The sequence below is a fragment of the Pseudomonas sp. Choline-02u-1 genome (genome assembly GCF_002836515.1).
GTDB lineage: Bacteria > Pseudomonadota > Gammaproteobacteria > Pseudomonadales > Pseudomonadaceae > Aquipseudomonas.
The window spans coordinates 1-478 of record NZ_PJBC01000042.1; the positions used below are offsets into that span (position 1 = coordinate 1).

General features: G+C 58.6%; 1 protein-coding gene. It reads right to left on the reverse strand.

Annotated elements, in window-relative coordinates; genetic code table 11:
* A partial coding sequence (locus CXF97_RS14010) for an immunoglobulin-like domain-containing protein (protein ID WP_157830893.1) occupies positions 1–478 on the reverse strand: 478 nt, incomplete at both ends.

The window sequence follows — 478 nt, forward strand, 5'->3', positions numbered from 1 at the left end:
TGGTGCCGGAACGGTTGCGGTGCCGGTGGTTTCGCCTGCTTTGATGGTGATTACGGCGCCGTTCGACAAGGTCACGGTCACTGGCGACCCAGCGGCGTTGGTCAGCGTCGCGGTGTAAGTGATCTGGCCGCCTTCGACGATGTTATTCGTCGCAGTCAGGGTCAGGCCGGTGTTGTCGACCGAGTCGGTAATGGTGGTAACGGCTGGTGTCGCGTTCGGCACCAGATTTTCAAAGTTACCGCCGGTAGCACCAGTAATCGTTGTGCTTACCGTGCTGCCATTGTTGTAAACGTCATTGGCCGCTGTCGGCACATTGACGGTGCCAACGGTTTCGCCGGCTGCAATGGTGATGGTCGAACCGTTCGACAGGGTGACGGTCACCGGGGTTTGTGCCGGATTGGTCAGTGTCGCGGTGTAAGTGATCTGACCGCCTTCGACAATGTTATTGGTCGCGGTCAGGGTCAGGCCGGTGTTATCA